Origin of the sequence: Pseudomonas sp. MM227, assembly GCF_947090715.1 — a bacterium.
Taxonomy (GTDB): Bacteria; Pseudomonadota; Gammaproteobacteria; order Pseudomonadales; family Pseudomonadaceae; genus Aquipseudomonas; species Aquipseudomonas baltica.
Genome location: NZ_OX352319.1, coordinates 1304388 through 1329750, shown reverse-complemented (window position 1 = coordinate 1329750; position 25363 = coordinate 1304388). Strand labels below are relative to the sequence as shown.

At 60.5% G+C, this 25363-nt stretch carries 24 protein-coding genes and 5 tRNA genes; 15 read left to right on the top strand and 14 right to left on the bottom strand.

Translation table 11 applies throughout. From position 1 onward, the window contains the following. Positions 1–55: 55 nt before the first annotated feature. Complete coding sequence (locus ONG87_RS06095; protein ID WP_122479249.1) at positions 56–349, bottom strand: hypothetical protein; 294 nt, start codon at positions 347–349, stop codon at positions 56–58. Positions 350–628: 279 nt separating this feature from the next. Between ONG87_RS06095 and argF the strand changes: the two genes are divergently transcribed. Both argF and ONG87_RS06085 read left to right on the top strand, forming a co-directional pair. Further along, entirely contained in the window at positions 629–1549 is a 921-nt protein-coding gene (gene argF / locus ONG87_RS06090; RefSeq protein ID WP_122479250.1) for an ornithine carbamoyltransferase, read from the top strand. Then, positions 1546–2631, top strand: a complete 1086-nt coding sequence (locus ONG87_RS06085) for an ABC transporter ATP-binding protein (protein WP_264382440.1) — start codon at positions 1546–1548, stop codon at positions 2629–2631. The genes argF and ONG87_RS06085 overlap by 4 nt, the downstream gene beginning before the upstream one ends. Positions 2632–2701: 70 nt before the next feature. Here the strand turns inward: ONG87_RS06085 and ONG87_RS06080 are convergent, their stop codons facing one another. From ONG87_RS06080 to uvrB, 9 genes are all read right to left on the bottom strand, one after another. Then, positions 2702–3148, bottom strand: coding sequence for an Hsp20 family protein (locus ONG87_RS06080; protein ID WP_122713242.1), 447 nt, complete (start codon positions 3146–3148; stop codon positions 2702–2704). Between the two features lie 151 nt (positions 3149–3299). Further along, entirely contained in the window at positions 3300–4244 is a 945-nt protein-coding gene (locus tag ONG87_RS06075; protein WP_122479253.1) for a tRNA-dihydrouridine synthase, read from the bottom strand. Between the two features lie 126 nt (positions 4245–4370). After that, the gene (locus ONG87_RS06070) at positions 4371–4808 is read right to left on the bottom strand and encodes a thioesterase family protein (RefSeq protein WP_122479254.1); all 438 of its coding nucleotides are present in this window, start codon (positions 4806–4808) and stop codon (positions 4371–4373) included. 122 nt (positions 4809–4930) lie between these two features. Then, positions 4931–5006 (bottom strand) — tRNA-Glu (locus ONG87_RS06065). Positions 5007–5049: 43 nt separating this feature from the next. Continuing rightward, positions 5050–5125: transfer RNA gene (locus tag ONG87_RS06060), tRNA-Ala, on the bottom strand. Positions 5126–5178: 53 nt separating this feature from the next. Next, positions 5179–5254 (bottom strand) — tRNA-Glu (locus ONG87_RS06055). 69 nt (positions 5255–5323) lie between these two features. After that, positions 5324–5399, bottom strand: a tRNA-Ala gene (locus tag ONG87_RS06050). Between the two features lie 366 nt (positions 5400–5765). Then, entirely contained in the window at positions 5766–7244 is a 1479-nt protein-coding gene (gene gltX, locus ONG87_RS06045; protein ID WP_192057558.1) for a glutamate--tRNA ligase, read from the bottom strand. A 219-nt stretch (positions 7245–7463) separates the two neighbouring features. Then, the gene (gene uvrB, locus ONG87_RS06040) at positions 7464–9479 is read right to left on the bottom strand and encodes an excinuclease ABC subunit UvrB (protein WP_122479256.1); all 2016 of its coding nucleotides are present in this window, start codon (positions 9477–9479) and stop codon (positions 7464–7466) included. A 287-nt stretch (positions 9480–9766) separates the two neighbouring features. Here uvrB and ONG87_RS06035 point away from each other — a divergent pair, with 287 nt between their 5' ends. The 9 genes from ONG87_RS06035 to ONG87_RS05995 all read left to right on the top strand — a co-directional run bounded on the left by ONG87_RS06035 (position 9767) and on the right by ONG87_RS05995 (position 18407). After that, the gene (locus ONG87_RS06035) at positions 9767–10963 is read left to right on the top strand and encodes an amino acid aminotransferase (RefSeq protein WP_264382439.1); all 1197 of its coding nucleotides are present in this window, start codon (positions 9767–9769) and stop codon (positions 10961–10963) included. Positions 10964–11023: 60 nt separating this feature from the next. Beyond that, a tRNA-Asn gene (locus tag ONG87_RS06030) sits at positions 11024–11099 on the top strand. A gap of 144 nt (positions 11100–11243) precedes the next feature. Further along, positions 11244–12254 (top strand): ligase-associated DNA damage response exonuclease, encoded by a 1011-nt coding sequence (locus ONG87_RS06025; RefSeq protein WP_264382438.1) that lies wholly within the window; start codon positions 11244–11246, stop codon positions 12252–12254. Beyond that, on the top strand, positions 12251–13960 hold the full coding sequence (locus ONG87_RS06020; protein ID WP_264382437.1) for an ATP-dependent DNA ligase: 1710 nt from the start codon (positions 12251–12253) through the stop codon (positions 13958–13960). Before ONG87_RS06025 ends, ONG87_RS06020 begins: the two co-directional genes overlap by 4 nt. A gap of 256 nt (positions 13961–14216) precedes the next feature. After that, positions 14217–14999, top strand: coding sequence for a transporter substrate-binding domain-containing protein (locus ONG87_RS06015; protein WP_264382436.1), 783 nt, complete (start codon positions 14217–14219; stop codon positions 14997–14999). Positions 15000–15068: 69 nt separating this feature from the next. Continuing rightward, on the top strand, positions 15069–15797 hold the full coding sequence (locus ONG87_RS06010; RefSeq protein WP_122479261.1) for an ABC transporter permease: 729 nt from the start codon (positions 15069–15071) through the stop codon (positions 15795–15797). Beyond that, complete coding sequence (locus tag ONG87_RS06005; protein ID WP_122479262.1) at positions 15794–16504, top strand: ABC transporter permease; 711 nt, start codon at positions 15794–15796, stop codon at positions 16502–16504. Before ONG87_RS06010 ends, ONG87_RS06005 begins: the two co-directional genes overlap by 4 nt. A 9-nt stretch (positions 16505–16513) precedes the next feature. Continuing rightward, on the top strand, positions 16514–17629 hold the full coding sequence (locus ONG87_RS06000) for a succinylglutamate desuccinylase/aspartoacylase family protein (protein ID WP_264382435.1): 1116 nt from the start codon (positions 16514–16516) through the stop codon (positions 17627–17629). A gap of 13 nt (positions 17630–17642) precedes the next feature. Then, positions 17643–18407, top strand: coding sequence for an ABC transporter ATP-binding protein (locus ONG87_RS05995; RefSeq protein ID WP_264382434.1), 765 nt, complete (start codon positions 17643–17645; stop codon positions 18405–18407). Between the two features lie 413 nt (positions 18408–18820). Here ONG87_RS05995 and chrA read toward each other — a convergent pair whose 3' ends face one another. After that, positions 18821–20041 (bottom strand): chromate efflux transporter, encoded by a 1221-nt coding sequence (chrA, locus tag ONG87_RS05990; RefSeq protein ID WP_264382433.1) that lies wholly within the window; start codon positions 20039–20041, stop codon positions 18821–18823. 315 nt (positions 20042–20356) lie between these two features. Next, positions 20357–20710, bottom strand: coding sequence for a LexA family transcriptional regulator (locus ONG87_RS05985; RefSeq protein WP_264382432.1), 354 nt, complete (start codon positions 20708–20710; stop codon positions 20357–20359). A 120-nt stretch (positions 20711–20830) separates the two neighbouring features. Between ONG87_RS05985 and ONG87_RS05980 the strand changes: the two genes are divergently transcribed. Next, a complete protein-coding gene (locus ONG87_RS05980; protein ID WP_185793115.1) occupies positions 20831–21082 on the top strand; it encodes a hypothetical protein in 252 nt (83 codons plus the stop codon). A gap of 781 nt (positions 21083–21863) precedes the next feature. On the opposite strand, the gene ONG87_RS05975 is transcribed toward ONG87_RS05980, so the two are convergent. Both ONG87_RS05975 and ONG87_RS05970 read right to left on the bottom strand, forming a co-directional pair. Beyond that, positions 21864–22355 carry a DUF2514 domain-containing protein gene (locus ONG87_RS05975; protein WP_264382830.1) on the bottom strand — a complete coding sequence of 164 codons (492 nt, stop codon included), beginning with the start codon at positions 22353–22355 and terminating at the stop codon, positions 21864–21866. A gap of 44 nt (positions 22356–22399) precedes the next feature. Beyond that, positions 22400–23056: a glycoside hydrolase family 19 protein gene (locus ONG87_RS05970; RefSeq protein ID WP_264382431.1), complete on the bottom strand. Its 657-nt coding sequence runs from the start codon at positions 23054–23056 to the stop codon at positions 22400–22402. 145 nt (positions 23057–23201) lie between these two features. Here ONG87_RS05970 and ONG87_RS05965 point away from each other — a divergent pair, with 145 nt between their 5' ends. The 3 genes from ONG87_RS05965 to ONG87_RS05955 are packed head-to-tail and all read left to right on the top strand — an operon-like array spanning position 23202 to position 25354. Beyond that, the gene (locus ONG87_RS05965) at positions 23202–23549 is read left to right on the top strand and encodes a metalloregulator ArsR/SmtB family transcription factor (RefSeq protein ID WP_264382430.1); all 348 of its coding nucleotides are present in this window, start codon (positions 23202–23204) and stop codon (positions 23547–23549) included. Positions 23550–23569: 20 nt separating this feature from the next. After that, positions 23570–24853, top strand: a complete 1284-nt coding sequence (locus ONG87_RS05960; RefSeq protein WP_264382429.1) for an arsenic transporter — start codon at positions 23570–23572, stop codon at positions 24851–24853. Between the two features lie 30 nt (positions 24854–24883). Beyond that, entirely contained in the window at positions 24884–25354 is a 471-nt protein-coding gene (locus tag ONG87_RS05955; RefSeq protein WP_264382428.1) for an arsenate reductase ArsC, read from the top strand. Positions 25355–25363: the final 9 nt, after the last annotated feature.

Here is a 25363-nt window from a genome sequence, read left to right as displayed (position 1 = left end):
TCGGGCTCTTGCGCTGACCGTTGCTCAGAGCGAAGGCGTTGCCAAGTGTGCCGAACTAGTTCAGCGGCAGCGAAGGTGGCAGTGCCTGCAGCTGGATTTCCAGGACAGTTTCGACTTCTTCCTGGGCGACATGCACACCGGTCAGTTCGCCGATGAGGCGCCAGTGGTCGTCCAGGCCGGTGCTGATGGTCGCCATGCGATCGATCATGTGCTTGCCGGCCGAGCGTGTGACCTCGTCGGAACTGCGCAGCAGTTCGAACGACATCGAGGTCATGGATGCCGTCAGGTGGGTCAGGGTGCGCGCGGTCAGGCCGAGCAGCTCCAGCAGTTGTTGTTCTTTCGATTCCATTCCGCAAACTCCGTGTGTTTCCCAAGACGCATTTATAACCCACGCCCGATGTTTAGGAAACGTCAGATGGTCGGGCGAAACATCCAGCTATCGAAACCCTGTGAAACTTGTTGGCCCCGTTCAAAACTGCAGTGGCTGTTGGTAAAAGGCGACAGTTCCTTATAGGATGGCGCCTTCCCTTATTTCGTCGCCCCGTGCGGCTTTCGCCGCAGGTCTCACTCGTTTTTCCGAAAAACCTGTTTTCGAGTACCTGCGGTCCGTGGCAAAAGGTAGTCAATGATGAGCGCAAGGCACTTTCTCTCCCTTATGGATTGCACGCCCGAAGAGCTAATCAGCATCATTCGTCGAGGCATCGAGCTCAAGGACCTGCGCCAGCGCAGCGTGCTTTTCGAACCCTTGAAGAACCGCGTACTGGGCATGATCTTCGAGAAATCGTCGACGCGTACCCGCCTGTCCTTCGAAGCCGGCATGATCCAGCTCGGCGGCCAGGCGATTTTCCTGTCCCCGCGCGATACACAGCTGGGCCGTGGCGAGTCCATCGGCGACTGTGCCATCGTCATGTCGCGCATGCTCGATGCGGTGATGATCCGCACCTACGCCCACCAGACACTGACCGAGTTCGCCGCCAATTCGCGGGTACCGGTGATCAACGGCCTGTCCGATGACCTGCATCCGTGCCAGTTGCTTGCCGACATGCAGACGTTCCTGGAACACCGTGGTGCCATTCAAGGCAAGACAGTGGCCTGGATCGGCGATGGCAACAACATGTGCCACAGCTATATAGAAGCGGCCATCCAGTTCGACTTCCAACTGCGCATTGCCTGCCCGGAGGGCTTCGAGCCCGACCCTCGTTTCCTCGCCATGGCGCCGGACCGCGTCAGCGTGGTCCGTGATCCGCGCGAGGCCGTGCGTGGGGCCCACCTGGTCAGCACCGATGTCTGGACCTCCATGGGCCAGGAAGAGGAAACCGCCCGCCGCCTGAAGCTTTTCAAGCCTTATCAGGTCAACCGAGAGCTGCTGGACCTGGCGGCCGACGATGCGCTGTTCATGCACTGCCTGCCTGCGCATCGCGGCGAAGAAATCAGCCACGACGTACTCGACGACCCACGCGCTGTGGCCTGGGACCAGGCCGAGAACCGCCTGCATGCGCAGAAGGCGCTGCTGGAATTTCTGGTCGCTCCAGGATATCGCCCTGAATGAGCACCGCACTGCTGCTTGAATTGCGCAACCTGGCCTGCGGCTACGGCGCCCAACGCGTGGTGCAGAACCTCAATCTGCACTTGAATACAGGCGACATCGGTTGCCTGCTCGGTTCCTCCGGATGCGGCAAGACCACGACCCTGCGCGCCATCGCCGGGTTCGAGCCGGTTCACGAGGGCGAGATCACCCTCGATGGCGAGGTCATTTCCAAGGCCGGGCACACCCTGGCCCCGGAGAAACGCCGGATCGGCATGGTCTTTCAGGACTACGCGCTGTTTCCCCACCTGACCGTGGCCCAGAACATCGCCTTCGGCATTCGCAAGCACCCGCGTCAGGCACAGGTCATCGGCGACATGCTCGAACTGGTCAACCTGGGTGGCCTGGATGCGCGCTATCCCCATGAATTGTCGGGTGGCCAGCAACAGCGTGTCGCGCTGGCCCGAGCACTGGCGCCGGAGCCGCAGCTGCTGTTGCTGGACGAACCCTTCTCCAACCTTGACGTCGAGCTGCGCCGTCGCTTGAGTCACGAAGTGCGGGACATTCTCAAGCGCCGAGGTACCAGCGCGATCCTGGTCACCCATGATCAGGAAGAAGCCTTCGCCGTCAGCGATCATGTGGGCGTATTCAAGGAGGGTCGGCTGGAGCAGTGGGATACGCCGTACAACCTGTACCATGAACCCGCTACGCCGTTCGTGGCCAGCTTCATCGGCCAGGGCTATTTCATACGTGGTCAACTGCTGGATCCGGAGACGGTGGGTACCGAGCTGGGTGTTCTGCGTGGCAACCGCGCCTATACATGGCCTGCCGGTAGCGCCGTCGATCTGCTGCTGCGTCCCGACGACATCGTGCACGCGCCCGACAGCTCGCTCAAGGCACGCATCGTCGGCAAGAGCTTCCAGGGCGCCGCTACCCTGTATCGCCTGCAGCTACCGACCGGCAGCCAACTTGAAGCCGTATTCCCCAGTCACCTGGACTATCAGCCAGGGGCCGAAGTTGGTATTCAGGTCGCCGCCGACCATCTGGTGTTGTTTCCTGCAGCAGGCAGTGTGCCGGTGCTGGCCGACACGCGCCGACAGGCCTGACAACCCGAAGAATTTCAGGCAATAAAAAAGGGCGCCCCACCAGGCGCCCTTTCTTCTACGGCTTCAAGCGTTACTGCAGACGAGTCTGCGCGGATCCGTTGATGGGGATCCGCTTGGCCTTGGCCTCTTCAGGCACGACACGCAGCAGGTCGATATTGAGCAACCCGTTGTTCAACGCTGCGGCCTTGACCTCGATATGGTCGGCCAGGCGGAACGACAGCTTGAACGCGCGCTGGGCAATGCCCTGGTGCAGGTAGGTCACTGCACTGGTATCGGCGTCGCGCTTGCCACCACTGACGGTCAGTACGCCCTTCTCGACCTGCAGCTCCAGGTCTTCTTCCTGGAAGCCTGCGGCAGCGATGACGATACGGTACTGATCATCGGCATGCTTTTCGACGTTGTAGGGTGGGTAGCTGCTGGCCGACTCGTTGCGTGCGGCAGACTCGAACAGGTCATTGAACCGATCGAAGCCCACGGAGTGGCGGAACAGCGGAGCAAGGGAAAATGCAGTAGCCATGTGTCTCTCCTGAATTTCAGCGAGTGGTTGTCTCCGCGACCCGAATTCGGCATCGCGTACCCCATAGATAGGGACCACCCAAGGGCTTTCAAGAGTTCGCACGAAAAAAATTTAACGGCGCAGCCATTTTTTCGTGCGGTAAGGCGGCCCGCTAGCCCGGCTGCAGCAGCCGTTCCACGGCGTCGCAATCCTGCTCGCGACGCACGAGGGTGAACAGCTCGGTCGCTTCGGGGTAGGTGCGGGTCAGCATGGCCAGCCACTGCTTGAGTCGGCCCGGTGCCTGGCGTGGTGTCAGTTGCGCACGGGCCTGGCGCCAGAATTCGCGGATCAATGGCAGCAGCTCGGACCAGGTCATGTCAGGCAGCTCGATGCCTTGCCGGGCCGCGACGATCTGCCGAGCCAGGTCGGGCCTGGACACCAGGCCCCGACCGAGCATGAAGTCTTGCGCGCCACTGACCTCGCGGCAGCGCCGCCAGTCGGCCACGGTCCAGATGTCGCCGTTGGCATAGACCGGCACCTTCACCACGTCCTGCACCTTGGCGACCCACTCCCAGTGCGCAGGCGGCTTGTAGCCATCGACCTTGGTCCGCGCGTGCACCACCAGCACATCCGCCCCGCCCTCGGCCAAGGCCGTGGCGCATTCGATGGCGCTGTCTGGGGTATCGAAACCCAGGCGCATCTTGGCCGTCACGGGGATGTGCGCAGGGACGGTGGCGCGCACTTCGCGCAGGATGCGGTGGAGCAACTCGGGCTCCTTGAGCAGCACCGCGCCGCCACGGGATTTGTTCACCGTCTTGGCCGGGCAGCCGAAATTCAGATCGATCACAGGCGCGCCGAGGGTACAGGCGAACGCGGCGTTGTCGGCGAGGGCCGAGGGGTCGGAGCCAAGCAGTTGCACGCGCAGCGGCACCCCGGCACGGGTCTTCGCACCGGTAAGCAGCTCGGGGCCGAACTTGTGATAGTAGGCGGCGGTGAGCACGCGCTCGTTGACGCGGATGAACTCAGTGACGCACCAGTCGATGCCGCCGACCTGGGTGAGGACGTCGCGCAGGATATCGTCGACCAACCCTTCCATGGGCGCCAAAGCTAATTGCATGGGGTAGTTCTCGGGCAGAGGCGTGAAAGGGAGCGGATTCTAGCAGAAAGCCTGCACATCGACGGCAGCGCTGCTACCCGATGGTGCCAACGCTTGATGGCTCTAGGGCTCTAGGGCTCTAGGGCTCTAGGGCTCGATGGCTATCGCCGAGCCATACCCTTCCAGAAACTGCGGCGGCATGCGTTTGGGCTTGCCGCTGGACAGCTCGATGCACACGAAGGTAGTGCGGGCCCGCAGCAGCACCGCACCATCGCGCGGACGCAGTAGCTGGAATTGGCGTGTCATTTTCAGGCGGCGGTCCCAGTCGAGGATCCAGGTACCCAGGTGCAGCTCATCGCCTTCGTGGGCACTGGCCAGGTAGTCGATCTCATGGCGCACCACGGCCATGGCGCGATCCAACTGGCGGTAGGTTGCCAGATCCAGACCCAGGTGCTGCGAGTGCTGCCAGGCACAGCGCTCGAGCCAGGTCACGTAGACTGCGTTGTTGGCATGCCCGAGGCCGTCGATGTCGTCGGACTGGACCTGGAGCTGGATAACGAAGGGGGTGGGCCGATCCCAGTTCATGGGCGCTCCTGAAGAATTGGGCGGTGGCGATTCAGGAATTGGCGATTATTGCGAGGGCAGAAAAACAAAAGGCTCATTCAATAATCGAATGAGCCTTATAAGTCCCGCAGAGCGGGTAATCGTGGCGTCCCCTAGGGGACTCGAACCCCTGTTACCGCCGTGAAAGGGCGGTGTCCTAGGCCACTAGACGAAGGGGACGCAAAACCTTCAGTCAAGCCCGCTGTTGCGGACTCCGGCAAATTGGTGGAGCTAAACGGGATCGAACCGTTGACCTCTTGCATGCCATGCAAGCGCTCTCCCAGCTGAGCTATAGCCCCGAATTTATCGCCCTGCGGCGGAATGCCGACTTCACTCGGCATTTCTGTACAACTGGCGTCCCCTAGGGGACTCGAACCCCTGTTACCGCCGTGAAAGGGCGGTGTCCTAGGCCACTAGACGAAGGGGACATACCTTCTACCAAGATCAGTCTGGAACTGATCGGCTCGTTGTCAACGTATGACATCGAGCCTGGAATTTGGTGGAGCTAAACGGGATCGAACCGTTGACCTCTTGCATGCCATGCAAGCGCTCTCCCAGCTGAGCTATAGCCCCAAACAGTGTGTTGCTGTGTGGACGGGGCGCATATTAAGACGACCTCGCCAGGGTGTCAAACTTATTTTCAGAATTATTCTGAAGTTTTTTATCGCGATTACAGGGACTTACCGGATATGCGCGGTTGGAGCCAAGGGCGACGCGGCTTGCGCCGCTGCTACAGGGGGCTTGGGGTGCCTGATGGACGGGTGGTGTGGCTGGACGCGGCTTGCGCCGCTGCTACAGGGGGCGTGGGGTGCCTGATGGACGGGTGGTGTGGCTGGACGCGGCTTGCGCCGCTGCTACAGGGATCGCGGTGCATCGGATGCACGTGCGGTGTGCCGGGCCCGCGATCTTCTGTAGCAGCGGCGCGAGCCGCGTCGGGGGTCAGGCGATTGCAGCCAGGAGCTTCTCCCACTCCTTGTTTTCTTTCTTGGAGACGCCGCCGAGCAGGTCGAGGGCCTGGCGCAGACGGAAGCGGGTCAGGTCCGGGCCGAGGATTTCCATGGCATCCAGAACCGACACCGAGCTGGCTTGCCCGGTGATTGCGGCGAACATCAACGGCATGGCGTCGCGCAGTTTCAAACCAAGCGACTCGACCACGGCCTGGATGGTCGCGGTGATGCGTTCCTTGTCCCACTGGCGCAGGCTTTCCAGCTTCCACAGGATCAACTGCATCAGCTGCCGCACCTGGTCCGCAGAGAGTTTCTTGCTTTCGAACAGGCGCGCGTCCAGCTGCAGCCCGCCGGCGAAGAAGAAGCCGCCCAGCGGAACGATCTGACTGAAAGTTTCCACCCTGCCCTGCACGTGGGGAGCGATCTTCATCATGTAGTCAGGGTTGAAAGCCCACTGTTGTACCCGTGCGGCGAACTGCTCCACCGGCAGCTCGCGCAACCACTGGCCGTTGAGCCACGAGAGCTTCTCGATATCGAAGATCGGACCGCCCAGGGATACACGGGAAAGATCGAAGTGCTCGACCATTTCAGTCAGGGAGAACTTTTCGCGCTCGTCGGGCATCGACCAGCCCATGCGGCCTAGGTAGTTGAGCATGGCTTCAGGCATGAAGCCCATGCGTTCGTAGAACGTGACCGAGGTCGGATTCTTGCGCTTGGACAGCTTGCTCTTGTCAGGATTGCGCAGCAGCGGCATGTAGCACAGTGCCGGTTGCTCCCAGCCGAAGTATTCGTAGAGCTTCATCAGTTTGGGCGCCGAGGGCAGCCATTCTTCACCGCGCAGCACGTGGGTGATGCCCATCAGGTGGTCATCGACCACGTTGGCCAGGAAGTAGGTGGGCAGACCGTCGGTTTTCATCAGGACCTGCATGTCCATGCGGTCCCACGGGATTTCGACATCGCCGCGCAGCATGTCCGGGACCACGCAGACGCCCTCGGTAGGGACCTTCATGCGGATGACGTGGGGCTCGCCTGCTGCCAGGCGACGCTGGACTTCCTCGGCCGATAGCAACAGGGCACGACCGTCGTAGCGCGGGGTTTCGCCCCGGGCGGTTTGTTCTGCGCGCATCTGGTCGAGTTCTTCGGCCGTGCAGAAGCAGGGGAACGCGTGACCCATGTCGACCAGTTGCTGGGCGTACTGCTTGTAGATGTCGCCCCGCTCGCTTTGCCGGTAAGGGCCGTGAGGGCCGCCTACGTCCGGGCCTTCGCTCCACTCGATGCCCAGCCAGCGCAGGGCGTCGAAGATCTGCTGCTCGGATTCGCGGGTGGAGCGCAACTGGTCGGTGTCTTCGATGCGCAGGATGAATTCGCCGCCATGCTGTTTGGCAAAGCAATAGTTGAACAGGGCGATGTAGGCCGTGCCGACATGGGGGTCGCCGGTGGGCGATGGGGCGATACGCGTACGAACGGTCATGAAGGGTCTCGAGCAGGTTGAATCGAAACGCCGATGTTAGCAGGGCTTGGGGGCAAGGCTCCAGAATCGTGTTGCGGCGGGTATGGGTGCTCGGCTGGGAACGCAGTGCGGCCTTCGCGGGCAGAGGGCTGGGCCGCCTGCCCCGCTCCCACAAGGGGGCGGGCTGGTTGGTGCTTTTCTGTGGGAGCGGGTTCTACCCGCGAAGGGGGCGACGCGGTGTCAGACCTTGAGCAGGCGCTCGCGCAGCTTGCCGATTTCGTCGCGCATCTGTGCTGCCGCTTCGAACTCCAGGTCCCGTGCCAGCTGGTACATCTTCTCTTCCAGCTGCTTGATGCGCTTGGTGATCTCGCTCGGCGAGCGCAGCTCGTTCTCGTAGCGTGCGTTTTCCTCGGCAGCCTTGGCCATGCCCTTGCGCTTCTTGCTGCGCGAGCCGGGCACGGTGGCGCCTTCCATGATGTCGGCGACATCTTTGATCACGCCCTTGGGCACGATGCCATTGGCCTCGTTGAAGGCGATCTGCTTCTCGCGACGGCGCTCGGTTTCGCCGATGGCACGCTCCATCGAACCGGTCATGCGATCGGCATACAAAATGGCACGCCCATTGAGATTTCGCGCGGCACGGCCAATGGTCTGGATCAGCGAGCGGTCGGAGCGCAGGAAACCTTCCTTGTCGGCATCCAGAATCGCCACCAGCGAGACCTCGGGCATGTCCAGGCCTTCGCGCAGCAGGTTGATCCCCACGATCACGTCGAACGCGCCCAGGCGCAGGTCGCGAATGATCTCCACCCGCTCCACGGTGTCGATGTCCGAGTGCAGGTAGCGCACGCGCACGTCATGGTCGGCCAGGTAATCGGTAAGGTCCTCGGCCATGCGCTTGGTCAGCACGGTAACCAGAATGCGATCATCGGTTGCGACGCGCTTGCGGATCTCGGACAGCAAGTCATCCACCTGGGTCAGCGCCGGCCGCACTTCGACCTGCGGATCGACCAAGCCGGTCGGGCGTACCACCTGTTCGATGATGCGCCCCGCGTGCTCGGCCTCGTAGTTGCCGGGGGTAGCAGAGACGAAAATGGTCTGCGGGCTCACCCCCTCCCACTCGTCGAAACGCATCGGCCGGTTATCCAGCGCCGACGGCAGGCGGAAGCCGTACTCGACCAGGGTTTCCTTGCGCGAGCGGTCGCCCTTGTACATCGCCCCGACCTGCGGAACGCTGACATGGGACTCGTCGATCACCAGCAGGGCGTCGGCTGGCAGATAATCGTACAACGTGGGCGGAGCGGCGCCCGAAGGGCGGCCGGAGAGGTAGCGCGAATAGTTTTCGATGCCGTTGCAATAGCCCAGCTCGAGGATCATTTCGAGATCGAAGCGGGTCCGTTGCTCCAGCCGCTGGGCTTCAACCAGCTTGTTCTTGTCGCGAAAGTAGTCCAGGCGCTCCTTGAGCTCTTCCTTGATGCCTTCCACGGCGCCGAGCAGGGTCTCGCGCGGAGTAACGTAGTGGCTCTTGGGGTAGAAGGTGAAGCGCGGCAGTTTGCGCGTCACCTCGCCGGTCAGCGGGTCGAAGGCGGCAATGTTCTCGACCTCGTCATCGAACAGCTCGATACGGATGGCTTCAAGATCGGATTCTGCCGGGAACACATCGATGACGTCGCCGCGCACACGGAACGTGGCGCGGGCGAAGTCCATTTCGTTGCGGGTGTATTGCAGGTCGGCCAGACGGCGCAACAACGCGCGCTGGTCGAGCTTGTCGCCACGGTCCACGTGCAGGACCATTTTCAGATAGGTTTCAGGGCTGCCCAGGCCGTAGATGCACGACACCGTGGTAACGATGATGGCGTCCTTGCGCTCGAGCAGTGCCTTGGTGGCGGACAGGCGCATCTGCTCGATGTGATCGTTGATCGAGGAATCCTTCTCGATGAAGGTGTCCGACGACGGCACGTAGGCTTCGGGCTGATAGTAGTCGTAGTAGGAGACGAAATACTCGACGGCGTTGTTTGGAAAGAACGCCTTGAACTCACCGTACAGCTGAGCTGCCAGGGTCTTGTTGGGCGCCAGCACCAGTGTTGGCCGCTGCACCTGGGCAATCACGTTGGCAATGCTGAACGTCTTGCCCGACCCGGTTACCCCCAGCAATGTCTGGTGCGCCAGGCCCGCCTCGATACCCTCCACCATCAGGCGAATGGCTTCTGGCTGATCGCCAGCAGGTTCGAAACGGGTAACGAGTTGAAACTCGGACATGCCACACCTCATGAGTCGCACCAGCCGGACATTTCCGACTGTATTTATAGACAGTACTTAACCCTAGTTTGCGCCTGTTCCTACGAGTTTCAAGGGCAAGGCCCAAGCCCCCCAGTAATCGCAGGACCAATGGTCGAAAATAAATCGGCAAAAACAGGTAAAACCAGGTGCAACCTGTCGCCCCGTCAGCCAAGCGTCTTTATACTGACATCCCACCCGCGCACCGCTTCGCGCAGCATGGATGAAGCGTGCACCCTTCCTTACTCCCGATCAGAGCTACGGTAAAAATGAGCCTGTTTTCCGCTGTCGAATTGGCACCCCGCGATCCTATCCTGGGCCTCAACGAAGCATTCAACGCCGACACCCGCACCGACAAGGTGAACCTGGGTGTGGGCGTGTACTGCAACGAAGAGGGGCGAATTCCCCTGCTGCGCGCGGTGATCGAAGCCGAAGCGCAGCGCGTTGCACAGCACGCGGCCCGTGGCTATCTGCCCATCGACGGCATCGCTGCCTACGACAAGGCCGTACAGACCTTGATATTCGGTGCCCAGTCGCCCCTGCTGGCAGCGGGCCGTGTGGTCACCACGCAGGCCGTTGGCGGTACCGGCGCCCTGAAGATCGGTGCAGATTTCCTCAAGCAGCTGTCGCCCGATGCGGTCGTCGCGATCAGTGATCCCAGCTGGGAAAACCACCGTGCGCTGTTCGAAGCTGCGGGCTTCGGTGTCCGCAACTACCGTTACTATGATGCGACCAGCAACGACGTGAACCGTTCAGGCATGCTCGAAGACCTCGACGCCTTGCCCGCAGGCTCCATCGTCGTGCTGCATGCGTGCTGTCACAACCCCACCGGTGTCGACCTCAACGCGGCGGACTGGGTCAACGTGCTGGATGTAGTCAAGCGCAAGGGCCACGTGCCGTTCCTCGACATGGCTTATCAGGGCTTTGGCGACGGCATCGAGGAAGACGCGGCGGCCGTGCGCCTGTTCGCCGAGTCGGGCTTGAGCTTCTTCGTTTCCAGTTCGTTTTCCAAGTCGTTCTCGCTGTATGGGGAGCGGGTGGGTGCGCTGTCGATCGTCACCCAGTCGAGCGACGAGCGCGCGCGCGTGCTGTCGCAGATCAAGCGGGTCATTCGTACCAACTACTCCAACCCGCCGACCCATGGCGCGATGATCGTCGCCAACGTGCTCAACAGCCCCGAACTGCGAGCCATGTGGGAAGCCGAGCTGGGCGAGATGCGCCAACGCATTCGCGGCATGCGCCTGCAAATGGTCGAGGGCCTGGCTGCCCAGGGCGCCAACCGTGACTTCACCTTCGTCGCTCGCCAGGCGGGGATGTTTTCGTATTCCGGGCTGAGCGCCGAGCAGGTCGGGCGCCTGCGCAGCGAGTTCGGCATTTACGCGCTGGATACCGGGCGCATCTGCGTGGCCGCCTTGAACCAAAGCAATATCGACGGCGTGATCAAGGCCATCGTCAAGGTGCTGTAACAACCTTGCTAAGGGGAAAGCTTGACTTCCCCTTAGCAATCAGTAACATACGCAGCAGATTCCGCGATAGCTCAGTTGGTAGAGCAAATGACTGTTAATCATTGGGTCCCTGGTTCGAGTCCAGGTCGTGGAGCCAGATTCTGAAACAAGCCCCTCATCGCAGGGGCTTTTTCATGCCTGCGTCACGGGCCACGCGCAGCGCTCGTCAAGGCGTATGCCTTCGAACTTTCCCCGGCCCCACCCCCTCATAACAACACACCCATTACCTGGCCGACTTGCCATGGATCTTGTCGTCGCTCGTCCCGAAGGTCTGTATTGCACCGCCGGCGATTTCTATATCGATCCGTGGAAGCCCGTCGAGCGCGCGGTGATCACCCACGGTCACGGCGACCACGCGCACACGGGCAACGAACACTATCTGACCGCAGCACCCGGCGAAGGCATCCTGCGCACTCGCCTGGGCCAGGACATAAATCTGCAATTGCTCGAGTACGGCGAAGTCCTGCAGCACAACGGTGTGACCTTGAGTTTCCATCCTGCCGGACACGTACTGGGCTCGGCCCAGGTCCGCCTGGAATACAAAGGTGAGGTGTGGGTAGCCTCGGGCGACTACAAGGTCGAGCCAGATGGCACGTGCGCGCCCTTCGAGCCGGTGCGCTGCCACACCTTCATCACTGAATCGACCTTCGGCCTGCCGATCTATCGCTGGCAGCCGCAAGCGGAGATCTTCGAAGAAGTGAACCAGTGGTGGCGAGCCAACGCCGAGCAAGGCAAGGCCAGCGTGTTGTTCGCCTACGCCTTCGGCAAGGCCCAGCGCTTGCTGCATGGCATCGACGCCGGCATCGGACCGATTCTGGCCCACGGCTCGGTCGAACCGCTGAACCGCGTCTACCGCGATGCCGGCGTCTATATTCCGGAAACGCAATACGCCGGGGACTTCAAGAAAACCGACCCGGCACTGCGCAACGCGTTGATCATCGCCCCGCCCTCGGCCGGAGGCAGTACCTGGATGCGTCGCTTTGGTGAGTACAGCGACGCCTTCGCCAGTGGCTGGATGCGTCTGCGCGGCACCCGTCGCCGCCGCGGTGTGGATCGAGGCTTCGTGCTGTCCGACCACGCCGACTGGCCAGGCCTGCTGTGGGCCATCGAGCAGACCGGAGCCGAGCGGGTCATGGTCACCCACGGCTCGGTAGAGGTGCTGGTGCGCTATCTGCGCGACATCGGCCTGGACGCACAGGGGTTCACCACTGAGTACGGCAATGAAGAGGAACCTCAGGAGGTCGCGTCTTGAAAGCTTTCGCGCAGTTGTATGCCAATCTCGACGAAACCACCTCGACCAATGCCAAGCGCCAGTTTCTGGAAGATTACTTCCGTCAGGCGCAACCGGCCGATGCTGCCTGGGCGGTGTATTTCCTTTCCGGTGGCCGTCCACGGCAGCTGGTGCCGACCAAGATCCTGCGCGAGCTGGCGATCAAACTGGCGAACGTGCCCGAGTGGTTGTTCGAAGAAAGCTATCAAGCCGTAGGTGACCTGGCCGAGACCTTCTCGCTGTTGCTGCCCGAAGCTGAGCAAAGCAGCGACGAAGGCCTGGCCTGGTGGCTGGAAAACGCCCTGTTGCCCCTGCGCGGGCTGCCGCCCGAGGAGCTCCACGCGCGCTTGCCGCCGCTGTGGGCGCAGCTGGATCGGGCCAGCTTGATGCTGTGCCTGAAGCTGATCACCGGCAGCTTTCGCGTCGGTGTGTCGAAGCTGTTGGTCACCCGCGCGCTGGCGCAGATGGCCGGTATCGACAGCAAGCGCGTCGCCCAGCGCCTGGTGGGCTACACCGATCTGTCGCACCGTCCGGTCGCCGAAAGTTACCTCAAGCTCATCGCCCAGGAATCGGCGGACGAACATGCCCAACGGGGTGGCCAGCCCTACCCGTTTTTCCTCGCCCACTCCCTGCAGCAACCGGTCGATCAGTTCGACACCTTGCTGGGCCCCAGCAGCGACTGGCAGGTGGAATGGAAGTGGGATGGAATTCGCGCCCAGCTGGTCAAGCGCGAGGGGCGCTTGTGGATCTGGTCGCGCGGCGAGGAACTGGTATCGGATCGCTTCCCGGAGCTGCACTCACTGACCGCGAGCCTGCCTGACGGTACGGTCATCGACGGTGAGATCGTGGTCTGGAAAACCCCGCCAGCAACCGATGTGGCACCTGAACATTTCAGCCTGGACGAGTCATCGAGTGCGTCGGCCGATGCACCCGCCGTGCAGCCGTTCGCCCTGCTGCAGCAGCGCATCGGCCGTAAAACCTTGAGCAAGAAAATCCTTGAAGAGATTCCGGTGGTGGTGCTCGCCTACGATCTGCTCGAATGGGCAGGGGAAGACTGGCGCAACCGCCCGCAGCACGAACGTCGCACGCGGATGGAACAGGTCATCGCGCAGGCCGCCGACCCCGTGCTGCGCCCCTCGCCGGTACTGACCGGCGACGATTGGCAAGACCTCGGCCGACAGCGTGAAGCGTCGCGCGCGCTGGGTGTGGAAGGCATGATGCTCAAGGCGCGCGATTCGCTGTATGGCGTCGGCCGCACCAAGGACATGGGCACCTGGTGGAAATGGAAGGTCGACCCGTTCAGCGTCGACGCGGTATTGATCTATGCCCAGGCCGGCCATGGGCGCCGGGCGAGCCTGTACAGCGATTACACGTTCGCCGTGTGGGATGGCCCACCCGAAGCGTCCGAGCGAACGCTGGTGCCCTTCGCAAAGGCCTATTCCGGGTTAACCGATGAAGAAATGCGCAAGGTCGACGCGATCGTTCGCAAGACCACCGTGGAGAAGTTCGGCCCGGTGCGCAGCGTGACCCCGACGCTGGTCTTCGAATTGGGCTTCGAGGGCATTGCCTTGTCCAAGCGCCACAGAAGCGGTATTGCGGTGCGCTTCCCGCGCATGTTGCGCTGGCGCCACGACAAACCGGTGGCTGAAGCGGACAGCCTGGCGACCCTGCAGGACCTGTTGGCCTGACCCTTCTGAATGCACCGTCGAGATGCATTTTTTTGCCGTGGATTATTTCAGGGCATTGCTGTACCAATGACGCGCAGCGCGGACATCCAAGCGGACTCGGGCCATGGCAAAACTTGCTGCCACGCGACACAACCTTGCTCAGAGCGGTCTGCACTGGGACTATGGTGCGGAAATTGCTATCAAAATGATGTCTGGCACTTGCCGGTAACGCACATCGCCCTCACCAACGCATTCAACTGGTTTTAAGGACTGCACGATGAAAAAAGCATTGCTGACCCTTTCTGCTCTGGCCCTGGCGTTTTCGGCCGGCAGCGCAATAGCCAAGGAATACAAGGAGTTGCGCTTCGGGGTCGATCCTTCCTACGCACCGTTCGAATCCAAGGCCGCCGACGGCAGCCTGGTGGGTTTCGACATCGATCTGGGCAATGCCATCTGCAAGGAACTGAAAGTGACCTGCAAGTGGGTCGAAAGCGATTTCGACGGCATGATTCCCGGGCTCAAGGCGAAGAAATTCGATGGCGTGATTTCCTCGATGACCGTCACCCCGGCGCGGGAGAAAGTCATCGACTTCTCCAACGAACTGTTCTCGGGCCCGACTTCGTTGGTGTTCAAGAAAGGTGCAGACCTGAGCACCGACGTGGCGTCGCTCAAGGGCAAGACCGTCGGCTACGAGCAAGGCACCATCCAGGAAGCCTATGCCAAGGCCGTGCTCGACAAGGCTGGGGTGAAAACCCAGGCCTATCAGAATCAGGACCAAGTGTACGCCGACTTGATCTCGGGTCGTCTCGACGCGTCCATCCAAGACATGCTGCAGGCCGAGCTGGGCTTCCTGAAGTCGCCACAGGGTGCTGGCTATGAAGTCAGCGAGGCTATCGATAGCGAGCTGTTGCCGGCCAAGACGGCCGTGGGTATCGCCAAAGGTAACAAGGAACTCAAGGCGTTCATCGATAAAGGTATCAAAGCGTTACATGATGATGGCACCTACAGCGAAATCCAGAAGAAACACTTCGGTGAGCTGAACCTGTACAGCGGTAAATAAACCCCCGCGATGACAGCGCCCATTCCTGCTCGGGGATGGGCGTTTTTTTGATCGGCAAAGGCCAGATTCATGTTCGATGACCTTTTGCAGTACCTCGGGTTGTCTGCGTTCAGCTTGAAGGGCTTCGGCCCTTTGCTGCTCGAGGGCACCTGGATGACCATCAAGCTTTCCCTGCTCTCGCTGCTGGTCAGCGTGGTGCTGGGCCTGATCGGCGCCAGCGCCAAGCTGTCCGGCGCTGCGGCGCTGCGCGTGCCTGCGCAGCTCTACACCACCCTGATTCGCGGCGTGCCCGACCTGGTGCTGATGCTGCTGATTTTCTACAGCCTGCAAACCTGGCTGACCGGTATTACCGAAGCGCTGGAATGGGACTACATCGAAATCGATCCTTTCGCCGCTGGGGTCATCACCCTGGGTTTCATCTACGGCGCCTATTTCACCGAGACCTTTCGCGGTGCCATGCTGGCAGTACCGCGCGGGCAACTCGAAGCGGCCACGGCCTATGGCCTCAAGCGCTCGCAGCGCTTTCGCTATGTCGTTTTTCCGCAGATGATGCGCTACGCCCTGCCCGGTATCGGCAATAACTGGATGGTCATGCTCAAGGCCACGGCGCTGGTGTCGATCATCGGCCTGGCCGATCTGGTCAAGGCCGCCCAGGACGCGGGCAAGAGCACTTATCAGTTGTTCTACTTCCTGGTGTTGGCCGCGCTCATCTACCTGTTGATCACCAGTGCTTCCAACATCGCCCTGCGCTGGCTTGAACGACGCTACAGCGCGGGCACCCGGGAGGCCCTGCGATGATCGAGCTTCTTCAAGAATACTGGCGACCGTTCCTCTACTCCGACGGGCAAAACATCACCGGCCTGGCGATGACCCTGTGGCTGCTCACTGCCGCCCTGGTGATCGGCTTCGTGTTCTCGGTGCCGCTGTCGATCGCACGGGTCTCGAATCGGCGCTGGGTACGCTGGCCAGTGCAGTTCTACACGTACCTGTTCCGCGGCACCCCGCTCTATATCCAGCTGCTGATCTGCTACACCGGCATCTACAGCCTGGAGGCGGTGCGTGGGCAGCCTCTGCTCAACGACTTCTTCCGCGACGCGATGAACTGCACGGTGCTGGCATTCGCGCTGAACACCTGCGCGTACACCACGGAAATCTTCGCCGGGGCCATCCGCAGCATGAACCACGGCGAGGTCGAGGCGGCCAAAGCCTACGGCCTCAGCGGTTGGAAGCTGTATGCCTACGTGATCATGCCGTCCGCCCTGCGCCGTTCGTTGCCCTACTACAGCAACGAAGTGATCCTCATGCTGCACTCGACCACGGTGGCGTTCACCGCCACCATCCCGGACATTCTCAAGGTCGCGCGTGACGCCAATTCGGCGACCTTCCTGACCTTCCAATCCTTCGGTATCGCCGCGCTGATCTACCTGACCGTCACCTTCGCTCTGGTCGGACTGTTTCGCCTGGCCGAACGCCGCTGGCTGGCCTTTCTCGGCCCGACGCACTAGGACCTGAACATGCAACACGACATTCATGAACTGCTGGCCCCGCTGCCGGGCACCGCGCGCCAGATACACAGCTTCAGCTACGGCCCGACCAGTGCCGGCAAGGTCTACATCCAAGCCTCGCTGCATGCCGACGAGCTGCCGGGGATGCTAGTCGCCTGGCACCTGCGTCAGCGCCTGGCCGAACTGGAAAGCGCCGGGCAACTGCGCTGGCAGGTCGTGGTGGTGCCCATCGCCAACCCGGCCGGGCTCGACCAGATCGTCATGGACACCCCCATGGGCCGCTACGAGCTGGAAACCGGCGAGAACTTCAATCGCCGTTTCGTCGACCTGGCCGATCAGGTCGGGTGCGCCGTCGAGAGCCTGCTGGGTGGGGACGTCGCGCGCAATACCGCGTTGATCCGCACGCATCTGCGAGATGGGCTGAACCGGCTGCAGCCCGCCACCGCCCTGCAGTCGCAGCGCCTGACCCTACAGCGCCTGGCGTGCGACGCCGATATGGTGCTGGACCTGCACTGCGACTTCGAAGCCGTGCAGCATCTTTACACCACGCCCGAGGCCTGGCCGCAGGTAGAGCCGCTGGCGCGCTATCTGGGCGCCCAGGCCAGTCTGTTGGCCACCGATTCGGGCGGGCAGTCGTTCGACGAGTGCTTCAGCCTGTTGTGGTGGCAGCTGCAGCAACGTTTCGGCGAGCGCTTCCCGATCGCCATGGGCAGCTTTTCGGTCACTGTCGAATTGCGCGGCCAGGGCGACGTCAACCATCCGATGGCCAGCGGCGACTGCCAGGCCATCCTCGACTACCTGGCCGGCGTTGGTGCCATCGACCGCCAGCCGGCCGAGCTGCCGGCGTTGCTCGCCGCAGCAACGCCGCTTGCTGCCGTAGAACCGGTTACAGCGCCGGTGGGTGGGCTGCTGGTGTACAGCGCGATGCCCGGACAGTACCTGGAAGCCGACCAGTTGATCGCCGAGATCATCGATCCGCTGAGCAATACGGTTACCCCGGTGCGCAATCGTCAGCCTGGCCTGATGTACGCCCGCTCGCTGCGGCGCATGGCCACCGCTGGCATGCTGGTGGCCCATGTCGCGGGTACCCAGGCCTGCCGCAGCGGTTATCTACTTCAACCTTGAGGACGTGTTGCGCATGTACAAACTGACCATCGACGGCCTGCACAAGAGCTATGGCGACAACAAGGTGCTCAAGGGCGTCTCGCTCAAGGCCAGCACGGGTGACGTGATCAGCCTGATCGGCGCCAGCGGCTCGGGCAAGAGCACCTTTTTGCGCTGCATCAATTTTCTCGAGCAGCCCGACGACGGCGCCATGAGCCTGGATGGCAAGCCGATCCAGATGATCAGCGACCACAGCGGCATGCGGGTTGCCGACGCCGAAGAATTGCAGCGCCTGCGCACGCGCCTGGCCATGGTGTTCCAGCACTTCAACCTTTGGAGCCACATGACCGTGCTCGACAACATCACCATGGCGCCACGCCGGGTGCTGGGCATCGACAAGGACGAAGCGCGGGCCCGCGCGTTGCGCTACCTGGACAAGGTCGGCTTGCCTGAGCGGGTTGCCAGCCAGTATCCAGCGTTCCTCTCGGGCGGCCAGCAGCAACGCGTGGCCATCGCTCGCGCACTGGCCATGGAACCGGAGGTCATGCTGTTCGACGAACCTACCTCGGCGCTCGACCCGGAGCTGGTGGGTGAGGTGCTGAAGGTGATCAAGGGCCTGGCCGAGGAAGGCCGGACCATGATCATGGTCACCCACGAGATGAGCTTCGCCCGCGAAGTCTCGAGCCAGGTGCTTTTCCTGCATCAGGGGCTGGTCGAAGAAGAAGGCCCGCCCTCCCAGGTGCTGGCCAATCCGAAAAGCGAACGCCTCCGGCAGTTTCTCAGCGGTAATCTCAAGTAGCCGTCAAGCGCCGCCGACCTGTGGGAGCGGGTTCTACCCGCGAATGCTTACCCGGCGACTTATCGCCCTTATAACCGATCGTTCTAAAACTCTCGCTACCCGCCTCGGTCAGTTTCATACCTGGCCGAACTTCACTCGGCCATTCCCCAACGGAAAAACCGGTAAGGACTTATGTGCGGATTAGCTGGTGTATTCAAATAGGGGTGTTTACGGGGCCTTCGGGGTAGTTCAAACCCCCGAAACCCCCTCAAGGGAACACCAATTGGTACAAAAAATGGTACGAGATTCCGCACACCCGCCGACCAATTCTCACCCCACATTCCTGCACCATCATGACGGCGCATCAATAGAAGCCCGGTCAAATCACGCGCGGTTTCTGGGCCGATGCTTGTAGCAGCGCAGATTGGGTCTCCCTAAAAGACAGTGCTCAGTAACCATCCGATCAAGCCGCTGCCCATGACTACCAACCAAGGTGGGGCTTTCCAAAACATTAGACTCACAAAGGCTATCAGCGCCAATCCGAAGTCTTGGGGTTTGAGTATGGCGCTCGTCCAGACCGGATCGTACAAGGCCGCGAGAAGAAGCCCAACCACTGCTGCGTTGACACCCGTCAGCGCCGCCTGGGTGCGAAAGCTATGCTGCAATCGAGCCCAGAATGGTAAAACTCCGACCATGAGGAGGAATGATGGCGCGAAGATCGCAATGAGACACACTGACGCGCCCACCCATCCAGAGGGGTGGACGTTCATAGAGGCCCCTAGAAATGCCGCAAAAGTAAAAAGCGGCCCCGGTACAGCTTGCACTAAGCCGTACCCAGCTAGGAAAGTGTCTTTATCTACCAACCCGTTAGGCACCGTTGCGGTCTGGAGCAATGGCAGCACCACATGCCCCCCTCCGAATACAAATGAACCGGCTCGGTAAAAATCGTGCACCATAGATAGCGTTTGAGTAGGCCAGGCCTCCATCAATAATGGGAGACCAGCTAACAAGCTGAAAAACACTCCCAATGAGATCATGCCAACTTTCCGACTGATCGAGATCGATAAAGATTCTGCGGGTTGGTCTGTAGTGGGTTCAAACAGCATCAGACCAACCACGGCAGCGCAGACGATCACACCAATCTGCCCCATTGCATTCGGCCATAGCAGTGCAGCGCAAGCGGAGAATGCAGCGATGGTAACGCGAGGCACATCCGTGCAAAGATTGCGGGCCATACCCCAGACTGCTTGAGCAACGACAGCGACCGCGACAATTTTAAGGCCGTGAAGCAAACCGCTTGGGAAAGCACTCTCACCTGTGGACATCCCCTTAGCGAACAACACCAAAACTGTGGCAGATGGCAATGTGAACCCTGCCCAAGCAGCAATAGCTCCGCAGAATCCAGCACGTGATAATCCTAACCCTATACCAACCTGACTACTCGCAGGCCCAGGAAGGAACTGACACAGGGCAACCAAATCTACATAGCTGCGCTCACTAAGCCATTGTCGCCGGGCAACGAACTCTTCACGAAAGTACCCAAGATGCGCAATCGGACCTCCGAAGGACGTCAGTCCTAAGCGCAAGAAGACCAAAAACACCGACCATGCGGAATCAGGCTTAACCACCTTGTTACTACCTTCCAGTGATGGCATTCGTGCTCCCTGGAGCGGGTTAAGCAGTTGGATGGTGAAATGCCATTCGATCACTACTCAAATATTCAATCAGCTCTTCAGGGAGTTCGCAATCTGATGAACCAATACCTGATGCGGATTCTATTGCACAAGGTATGTGAAGCGGATGGTTATCGATCAAATTCCCGCCCTTAATCAGGGCAGCATTCCGGTTCCGGCCTGAGGCCTGGCACAGCTCTTCGTTAATCCGCAGATCGCTCACGGTCGCTGGCAGCCCATGGATCTCTGCCGCCTCAATCGCTGTGCCCAGGCGCATCCTGCGCGTCACTTGGCACCTCATGGCTCGATGCCATGCTGACGCACGCTGTGCTTCACGACGCCCCACACGGTGAACTCGTCGCCTTCCATGATGAAGCGATGGTGGTGGCCATCGCCTTCGGACTTCAACACCGGCATACCCCGAACATAGTCCAGACGCTTCACCATCGGCTCCTGATTCACCACCCCGATTATCACCTGCCCCTTCTTCACTTCCGCGCCCTTGTCGACGATCAGTAGGTCACCGTCGAATATCCCAGCGCGGGTCATGCTGTCACCGGCGACGCGCACCAGGTAGGTGCCGGGCGCGCGGATGCACAGCAGGTCGTCGAGGGAGATATCGAGGGCTTCGGATTGGAATGGGCTGTCCATGGCATGGCTCTTATACTGTTCATATGTACAGTATTCTTGCACCAGCCAGCGAGACTTTGCAATCCTGCGGCGAGGAACGGCACAGGCGGCTATCATTGGCCAAGGACAACGGAGGCGCACATGGACACGCTGGAATGGCTGAACCTCACACCCAAGCTGAGTGACATCGACACCTGGGCAAAGCTCTGGTCCGTGCACGATGACCCCTTCCCTCACATTCGCTGCAGAACCTGCGATGGGTACCAGCAGCTTCGCGACTCAAGCAAACCGTTCGTGCACAGTCCGACTTGCAAGCTGATGGGCGGTCAGAGCAGGTTCCCGTGGCGCGATCTGCTGTGGATCGTTGGAAACAGTTCTGGGAATGACCTGTAGGAGGTTCCCAACCAGATTCGGTTGGCGAAAAAGGCGCATTAAAACTCCCGATCGTTTTCCACGCCGAGCAGTTCGCAACGTTGTCTATGTAGGACCGTCGCGTAGGCTGCGGCTTCTACTCCAGTACTGAAATATGTCACAGCGCCGTCGTAGCTGGTCACCTCATAGGCATAGGGGCTGTCTCCTTGCCTGAGGCAGGCAGGTAAGATCTCGGCGCTGAGCGTTCGGACTGAAACACGCATGCTGCTGCTCCAAGGTTTTTCGGCGCGACATCCTAGACTATCTGCATACGAGCGAATACTGATAGCAGATGGAATGCACGCCAACATTTTAACAACGGACAGGGCTAGCCCGAGAGCCCTGTCAAGCTTTTGTCACATCAGTTGAACCATTGATAGGTGGAGATGTCTAGATAACACCCATTCTCTGGAACACCACCGTGAATACTGTCCATTTGCTCAATTGGCACCATGCTTGGCTGCTGAACGGAGACATGCTGTATTGCCGGCAATGTGGCGCGGGGCAGCCTGAAGAACTCGGTGACACAGTGTTTCAACATTCGGCGCATTGCTCTGCACAGGAGCTGCACCTACAACCTTGGAAGCATCTCAAGCACATAGTCGATACCGACGGCGAATAGCTTCCAATCCGCTTTAACGGCTGTGCTGATCGCTCACCCACCACATTATTCGGGTGCGTTCATAAATCCCTTTTGGGTTTCCCTATCGTTCTCAGCGCGCTCGGGCAATTGTGCGAACCCCAACGATGCGAATCGTTGCCGCTAGTTCACGGGCAATGTCTTCACTGTTAGCAGCGAGTCATACGCCTGCTCGCAGGCCTGCCCGGCTATTCGGGCTCGGTCATAAGCCTTTGCCAAGTCTCCCGCTCGCGCATCAGCGCGCTCGAGCAGTTGGGAGAGCACCATGGCGGCGCGGGTGGCTGACGTGCCTCGATCGGCAGAGCCGGTATCACTGGTGCAGGCGCCAGCGCTGGCGGCAAGCTTTCCGGCCTGGACGTGCAGCCGGTCGCCAGCAGCATCAAGGCCGCGGCCATCAGCGTCGGCAGCAGCGTTCTTTTCTCTCGCATCGTTTCCTACCTGGTTGGCCTCGCGCTGGAGGCGTTGTTCTTCGGTGCGCGCGGCCTGCACCGCCTGCGCACGTTCAGTCTGCTGGGTGGCCACGGCCTGCAACCACTCGACGTCCCGCGCGGCATTGGTCACGGTGACGCCGTGACTGTAGGCGGCATACAGCGCAGCGCCACTCAGCGCAACCATGGCGAGCGCGATGGCGATGCAGGCCAGCACCTTTTGCGCAGCGCTCACGCCAGCACCTTCAGCGCTCGTTGATAGATGGCTTTGCGTTCCTCGGCGCCCAGCGGCACACGCCCGGGCTTCCCGGTGTTGATGACGCTGCCGATATCACCCAAGTTGCCGGCGTCCGCCAGCGCATTCAGCTTCTGCGACGACCAGAACCAACCGGCGGCCATTGCTGCATGCCTGGGCTGCTCGAGCAGCTCCGGGCTTGCGAGCAGATCCAGCCCGAGCGATCGCCCGCACGCCCTGTAGTTCGCGCGGCCGGTTACCTGGATCAGTGATCGCCCGCGGAATTTCCATCCATCGCCCGGCTCAGTGTTGCCCAGCTTGAGCCTGCCCCACTCCCCGCCATAGATGCAGTTGGCAATGGACACTTGGTCGGCCTTGCGCGCAGCGGTCCTGCCGTACTGTCGGGCCTGGGCCTCGGTGATCCGCTCGCGGCTGAATTTTGACAGCAGCGCCTCCACCGAGTAATTCAGGTTCTCCACCAGGCGGGTGAAGTTGGTGGACTCATGACCTACCTGGGCAACGAAGGCTGCAGCCCTCGCCGGGGTGATGATATTGAAGGTGGCCATGGCCGCATTCAGCACAGGAACAAAAACGCCGGCTGTCTGGCCGGCGTTGGGAATGATCTGCAGAAACTGCATCTCGGTGAGGGGCATACTTTCCTCCGGGCAAAAAAAACCCGCCTGGTCGCGGGTCAAGGTATCTGAATGAAACTGACTATCGATCAATCCTGAGTCACCACTTGCATAGAACATATGGATATACGTATATTCAGTTGTGCATATCTATAGGTCTCCCCTGATGATTTCTCCTCCTGAATTTTTCAAATGCATGGCTGATGAGACTCGCACCCGTACCACGCTACTGATCGCCAGCCATGGTGAGCTTTGTGTCTGCGAGCTGATGTGCGCCATGGATGACAGTCAACCGAAGATCAGTCGGCACCTCGCACAGCTGCGCAGCAGTGGCGTGCTCCTGGATCGCCGACAGGGACAATGGGTCTACTACCGCCTCAACCCAAACCTTCCTTCCTGGATTAATGACGTTTTGCAGGTGACCCTCCGGGAAAATGAAGAGTGGCTGAGGGGCAACTCTGCCCGTTTGCAGACTATGGACGGACGCCCTGTCCGTGAAATTACCTGCTGCTGAACCTATCGAGCCTATCTCTCATGCTGATCGCACTTGCTGTTTTTGCATTCACTCTTACTTTGGTCATCTGGCAGCCAAAAGGCCTAGGAGTGGGATGGAGTGCAGCCCTCGGTGCTCTTATTGCTTTGGCTGTGGGTGCGGTGTCACTACATGACATACCCATTGTCTGGGCCATCGTCTGGAATGCCACAGCGACTTTTATCGCCGTCATAATCATCAGCCTTCTCTTGGACGAGGCGGGATTCTTCGAGTGGGCGGCGTTGCATGTGGCTCGCTGGGCAAATGGAAGCGGATACCGCCTCTTTGCGTTTTGTGTGTTGCTGGGCGCAGCTGTGTCAGCTCTTTTTGCCAACGATGGCGCAGCCCTGATACTCACGCCTATCGTTATGTCGATGCTTGTCTCGCTGCGTTTTTCACCCGCTGCGACCTTGGCGTTTGTAATGGCCGCTGGCTTCATTGCAGACACCGCGAGCCTCCCACTGGTGGTATCAAACCTGGTCAACATTGTCTCTGCAGATTACTTCGGGATCGGCTTTGCTGAGTACGCTTCCATAATGGTTCCGGTGAGCCTAGTTAGCACCACCGCCACGTTGGCGGTACTGTTCCTGTTCTTTCGCCGTGACCTGCCGAGGCACTACGCGCTCGATGCCCTGCGACAACCGAAGGAAGCCATTCGTGACCACACCACATTCGTTATGGGCTGGTGGACACTACTCATTCTGTTAGTCGGCCTGTTCGCTCTTGAACCCCTTGGCATTCCGATAAGCGCGGTCGCAGCGTTCTGCGCGGCAGTCCTTTTTGCAGTAGCCGCCCGAGGCCACCGAATTTCTACCCGTCGAGTATTGCGGGAAGCACCTTGGCAGGTGGTGATTTTCTCGTTGGGTATGTACCTGGTGGTCTACGGCCTGAAGAACGCTGGACTCACCGATCTGCTGACCCAAGTATTTGATCAGTTGGCCACACATGGGCTGTGGAGCGCGGCAATCGGCACAGGCCTGCTGTCAGCGTTGTTGTCTTCCGTGATGAACAACATGCCCAGCGTTCTGGTTGGCGCCCTATCAATACAAGGCAGTGAGGCCGAAGGTTTGGTTCGCGATGCGATGATCTACGCCAACATAATTGGCTGTGATCTTGGCCCCAAAATCACACCCATCGGCAGTCTGGCCACATTGCTCTGGCTACACGTGCTGGAGCGTAAGGGCGTGCGCATCACATGGGGCTACTACTTCAAAGTCGGCGCGCTGCTGACACTCCCGGTTCTACTGATCACCCTTTTGGCCTTGGCACTGCGCCTAAGCCTCTAAAGCCCGCGTTGAGCGCGGTAGGAGCTATCCATGCGAGTCTTGTTCATGTGCACAGCCAACAGCTGCCGGAGCATTCTTTCCGAAGCAATGTTCAACCATCTGGCTCCGGTAGATTTCGAAGCTGTGAGTTCGGGAAGCGTCCCCAAAGGAACCGTGCTGCCGCGCAGTCTGACCACCCTGGAGCGCGCAGGCATCTCTATCAAGGGTCTGAGCAGTAAAGGCAGTGACGCGTTCGAGGATTGCCCGCCGGATATCGTCATCACCGTCTGTGACAAGGCGGCTGGCGAGTCCTGCCCAATCTACTTTGGCTCGGCCATCAAGTCTCATTGGGGTCTTGCGGACCCTTCAGACGTTGAGGGCGATGAAGCAGAGGTCGAGGCTGCCTTTGATGAAACCCTGGCGCGCATTAAGCAGCGTTGCCAAGCATTTTTCGGCATCCCTTTCGGCACCATCACACGCGATGAAATAAAGCGAGAGCTTGACCGCGTCGGCACCCTTTGATCTGGAGAA

Bases quoted from the DNA above. Each gene is read 5' to 3' on its own strand.
- ONG87_RS06035 (WP_264382439.1), top strand. From the start codon at position 9,767: ATGAGCCTGTTTTCCGCTGTCGAATTGGCACCCCGCGATCCTATCCTG.
- ONG87_RS06080 (WP_122713242.1), bottom strand. From the start codon at position 3,148: ATGGCTACTGCATTTTCCCTTGCTCCGCTGTTCCGCCACTCCGTGGGC.
- ONG87_RS05955 (WP_264382428.1), top strand. From the start codon at position 24,884: ATGCGAGTCTTGTTCATGTGCACAGCCAACAGCTGCCGGAGCATTCTT.
- ONG87_RS06000 (WP_264382435.1), top strand. From the start codon at position 16,514: ATGCAACACGACATTCATGAACTGCTGGCCCCGCTGCCGGGCACCGCG.
- ONG87_RS06095 (WP_122479249.1), bottom strand. From the start codon at position 349: ATGGAATCGAAAGAACAACAACTGCTGGAGCTGCTCGGCCTGACCGCG.
- ONG87_RS05980 (WP_185793115.1), top strand. From the start codon at position 20,831: ATGGACACGCTGGAATGGCTGAACCTCACACCCAAGCTGAGTGACATC.
- ONG87_RS05985 (WP_264382432.1), bottom strand. From the start codon at position 20,710: ATGGACAGCCCATTCCAATCCGAAGCCCTCGATATCTCCCTCGACGAC.
- ONG87_RS05965 (WP_264382430.1), top strand. From the start codon at position 23,202: ATGATTTCTCCTCCTGAATTTTTCAAATGCATGGCTGATGAGACTCGC.
- ONG87_RS06005 (WP_122479262.1), top strand. From the start codon at position 15,794: ATGATCGAGCTTCTTCAAGAATACTGGCGACCGTTCCTCTACTCCGAC.
- ONG87_RS05960 (WP_264382429.1), top strand. From the start codon at position 23,570: ATGCTGATCGCACTTGCTGTTTTTGCATTCACTCTTACTTTGGTCATC.
- ONG87_RS06070 (WP_122479254.1), bottom strand. From the start codon at position 4,808: ATGAACTGGGATCGGCCCACCCCCTTCGTTATCCAGCTCCAGGTCCAG.
- ONG87_RS06015 (WP_264382436.1), top strand. From the start codon at position 14,217: ATGAAAAAAGCATTGCTGACCCTTTCTGCTCTGGCCCTGGCGTTTTCG.
- ONG87_RS06025 (WP_264382438.1), top strand. From the start codon at position 11,244: ATGGATCTTGTCGTCGCTCGTCCCGAAGGTCTGTATTGCACCGCCGGC.
- uvrB (WP_122479256.1), bottom strand. From the start codon at position 9,479: ATGTCCGAGTTTCAACTCGTTACCCGTTTCGAACCTGCTGGCGATCAG.
- ONG87_RS05995 (WP_264382434.1), top strand. From the start codon at position 17,643: ATGTACAAACTGACCATCGACGGCCTGCACAAGAGCTATGGCGACAAC.
- gltX (WP_192057558.1), bottom strand. From the start codon at position 7,244: ATGACCGTTCGTACGCGTATCGCCCCATCGCCCACCGGCGACCCCCAT.
- ONG87_RS06010 (WP_122479261.1), top strand. From the start codon at position 15,069: ATGTTCGATGACCTTTTGCAGTACCTCGGGTTGTCTGCGTTCAGCTTG.
- ONG87_RS05975 (WP_264382830.1), bottom strand. From the start codon at position 22,355: ATGGTTGCGCTGAGTGGCGCTGCGCTGTATGCCGCCTACAGTCACGGC.
- chrA (WP_264382433.1), bottom strand. From the start codon at position 20,041: ATGCCATCACTGGAAGGTAGTAACAAGGTGGTTAAGCCTGATTCCGCA.
- argF (WP_122479250.1), top strand. From the start codon at position 629: ATGAGCGCAAGGCACTTTCTCTCCCTTATGGATTGCACGCCCGAAGAG.
- ONG87_RS06075 (WP_122479253.1), bottom strand. From the start codon at position 4,244: ATGCAATTAGCTTTGGCGCCCATGGAAGGGTTGGTCGACGATATCCTG.
- ONG87_RS06085 (WP_264382440.1), top strand. From the start codon at position 1,546: ATGAGCACCGCACTGCTGCTTGAATTGCGCAACCTGGCCTGCGGCTAC.
- ONG87_RS05970 (WP_264382431.1), bottom strand. From the start codon at position 23,056: ATGCCCCTCACCGAGATGCAGTTTCTGCAGATCATTCCCAACGCCGGC.